3 protein-coding genes and 1 pseudogene are annotated in these 2,905 nt (G+C 71.6%); 2 read left to right on the plus strand and 2 right to left on the minus strand.

Going from position 1 to position 2,905, the window contains the following annotated elements; all coding sequences use genetic code 11:
• A pseudogene (locus G3I65_RS56930) lies at positions 1-167 on the plus strand (flavodoxin); the annotation flags it as partial.
• A gap of 77 nt (positions 168-244) precedes the next feature.
• On the plus strand, positions 245-1,537 hold the full coding sequence (locus tag G3I65_RS02845) for an MFS transporter (protein WP_160694450.1): 1,293 nt from the start codon (positions 245-247) through the stop codon (positions 1,535-1,537).
• Here the strand turns inward: G3I65_RS02845 and G3I65_RS02850 are convergent.
• Complete coding sequence (locus tag G3I65_RS02850; protein WP_160694453.1) at positions 1,491-2,045, minus strand: STAS domain-containing protein; 555 nt, start codon at positions 2,043-2,045, stop codon at positions 1,491-1,493. The genes G3I65_RS02845 and G3I65_RS02850 overlap by 47 nt on opposite strands.
• Before the next feature lie 43 nt (positions 2,046-2,088).
• Positions 2,089-2,748 carry a response regulator transcription factor gene (locus tag G3I65_RS02855; protein ID WP_160694455.1) on the minus strand — a complete coding sequence of 220 codons (660 nt, stop codon included), beginning with the start codon at positions 2,746-2,748 and terminating at the stop codon, positions 2,089-2,091.
• Positions 2,749-2,905: the final 157 nt, after the last annotated feature.

Raw genomic sequence — 2,905 nt, forward strand, 5'->3', positions numbered from 1 at the left:
AGCGCACCGCGACCTTCGGCGGGCGCCTCGACCCGGCGACCGTGCGCGGCCTCATCCCGCGCCTGTTCGCGGCCGGGCGGCGTGCCGGCGACTTCCGCGACTGGGACCTGATCAAGGCCTGGGCGCGCGACGTCGGCCGCCGGGTCCGCACCCGCGTCGCGCTCTGACCCTTGCCCGCGCCCCGCCGTGGGTGCTACACCGTGCCTGCGGTCTTCCGGTGAACAACCGACGGGACGGGGCAAACGTGACGGAACGCCAGCCGGCATCGGCGCCGGCCAAGAAAGCGCTTACATCCGATCAGCGCAACGCCTTCCTCGCGGCGCTGCTCGGCTGGAGCATGGACTCGTTCGACTACTTCCTCGTCGTCTTCGTCCTGGCGGACATCGCCAAGGACAAGTCGTTCGGCGCGACGGCGACGCAGCTGGCGTTCATCACCACCGCCACGCTGGTGATGCGCCCGGTCGGCGCGCTGCTGTTCGGCCTGTGGGCCGACCGGGTGGGACGGCGGATCCCGCTGATGGCCGACGTCCTGCTGTACTCGGTGGCCGGCCTGCTCTGCGCGTTCGCCCCGAACTACACCGTGCTGCTCGTCCTGCGCTTCGTCTACGGCATCGGCATGGGCGGCGAGTGGGGCCTCGGCGCGGCCTTGGCGATGGAGAAGATCCCGGTGGCCCGCCGCGGGTTCTTCTCGGGCCTGCTGCAGGTCGGCTACTCGATCGGCTACCTGCTCGCCGCGCTCGCGTACCTGCTGTTCCACTCGCTGCTCGACCTCGAATGGCGCTGGATCTTCGTGCTCAGCATCTTCCCGGCGCTGATCAGCCTGCTGATCCGGGCGCGCGTGCGCGAGTCGGAGGTCTGGGAGGTCGCGCGGGAGAAGCTGCGCGTGACGCGGACGTCGGTCAAGGACATCCTGCTGAACCCGAAGGTGATCCGCCGCTTCGGCTACCTGATCCTGCTGATGACGGCGTTCAACTGGATGAGCCACGGCACCCAGGACGTCTACCCGAGCTTCCTGAAGGCCCACGAAAACGGCGGCGCCGGGCTCAGCGCGTCGACGAGCACCTGGATCGCCGTGCTGTACAACGTCGGCGCCATCATCGGCGGCCTGACCTTCGGCACGCTGTCCGAACGCCTGGGCCGCCGACGCACGATCGTCACGGCGGCGGTGCTCGGCCTGCCGGTGATCCCGATCTTCGCGTTCGACCACGGTGCGGGGATGCTCGCGCTCGGCTCGTTCCTGATGCAGATCATGGTGCAGGGCGCGTGGGGCGTGATCCCGGCGCACCTGACCGAGATGTCCCCGGACGCCATCCGCGGCTTCTACCCGGGCGTGACCTACCAGCTGGGCAACCTGCTGGCCGCGCTGAACCTGCCGATCCAGCAGGCCGTCGCGGAGGCGCACGGGTACACCTCGGCGCTGCTGTGGACGGTGGTCCCCGGCCTGGTCGCGGTGGCGGTGCTGACGGCGATCGGCAAGGAGGCCAAGGGGATCAGGTTCGGTGAGTCGGCGGTGGCCACGGCTCCGGCGGCGAAGTAGCCGCCCGCAGCCGGGTCAGGATCCCGAGCCACTCGAGCGCGTCGGCCACGGTGGGGTGCAGCGGCCGGAGCGGGCCCAGCCGGAGGGTCTCGATCGCCCGGAGCACCACCGCGGGACAGCCGGCGAGGGCGAACGGGACCCCGGCGCGGTGGGCGCGGCCGGCCACCTCGTGCAGGAGCGCGACGCCGCGGGCGGAACAGTGGCGCACCCCGGTCAGGTCGAGGACGAGACCGCGCGGGGCCAGCCCGATCTCTTCGGCGAGCCGGTCGTGCAACCGGTCCCCGCAGGCCAGGTCGATGTCCCCGGAGACGGCGACGACGGTGGCGTCGGCGGTCGCGGTGAGCACCAGCGACGCGGCGGGCGGCGGTGCCGGCCGGCTCTCGTAGTAGCGGTCCAGCAGCGCGTCGATGTCGAGCTTGGCGGGGTAGGGCACGGAATCGACCTGGCGGGCCCACTCCCGCAGCGCCGCGACCAGTGCGCGGTGCTGTTCGTCATCGGGGCGGGTCATGTTCGTTACATCGCTTCACGGGGCCTCGGTGCAACACCCGGGCTCAGGGTGTGACGAGCCCCGCTTCGTAAGCGAAGATCGTGAGCTGGACCCGGTTGCTGACGTCGAGCTTCGCGAACGTGCGCGTGATGTGCGTTTTCACCGTCGCTTCGCTGACGAACAGCTCCGCCCCGATCTCCGCGTTCGGCTTGCCCCGCGCGACCGCCGTGACGATCTGGCGTTCGCGGTCGCTCAGCAGGCCCAGCTTCGCCTGGGCGAGGGCTCGGCGCGGGCTCACGCGGGTCGCGACGAACTGGCCGATCAGCTGTTTCGTCGTGCGGGGCGACAGCATCGCGTCGCCGTTCGCGACCACCCGGACGCCCTCGATGATCTCCTGCGGCGAGCCTTCCTTGAGCAGGAACCCGCTGGCACCGGCCGCGAGCGCTTCGAAGACGTACTCGTCGAGGTCGAACGTCGTCAGGATCAGCACCCGCGGCGGGCGTGGCTGGGCGAGCACCGCCGCCGTCGCCGCGAGGCCGTCCATCCGGCGCATCCGGATGTCCATCAGGACGACGTCGGGTGCGTGCCGCGCGACCTGCTGCACCGCTTCGTCGCCGTCACCCGCCTCCGCGACGACGGTGATGTCGGGCGCGCTGCCGAGGATCATGGTCAGGCCGGTGCGGACCAGCGGGTCGTCGTCGACGAGCAGTACGCGGACGCTCACCCGCACATGCTAGGGGGCCGGGGCGGCCGCCGGTGCCCAGGGCAGCCAGGCGCGCAGCGAGAACATCCGCTCGCCGGCCGGCCCGGCCGTGAGCGAGCCGCCCAGCAGGGCGATCCGCTCGCCGACACCGGTGAGCCCGGTGCCCGAACCCGGCGAG

The organism is Amycolatopsis sp. SID8362, assembly GCF_010550475.1.
Taxonomy (GTDB): Bacteria; Actinomycetota; Actinomycetes; order Mycobacteriales; family Pseudonocardiaceae; genus Amycolatopsis; species Amycolatopsis eburnea.

Coding starts and splice junctions, on each gene's coding strand:
- G3I65_RS02850 (WP_160694453.1), bottom strand. CDS start 2,045: ATGACCCGCCCCGATGACGAACAGCACCGCGCACTGGTCGCGGCGCTG.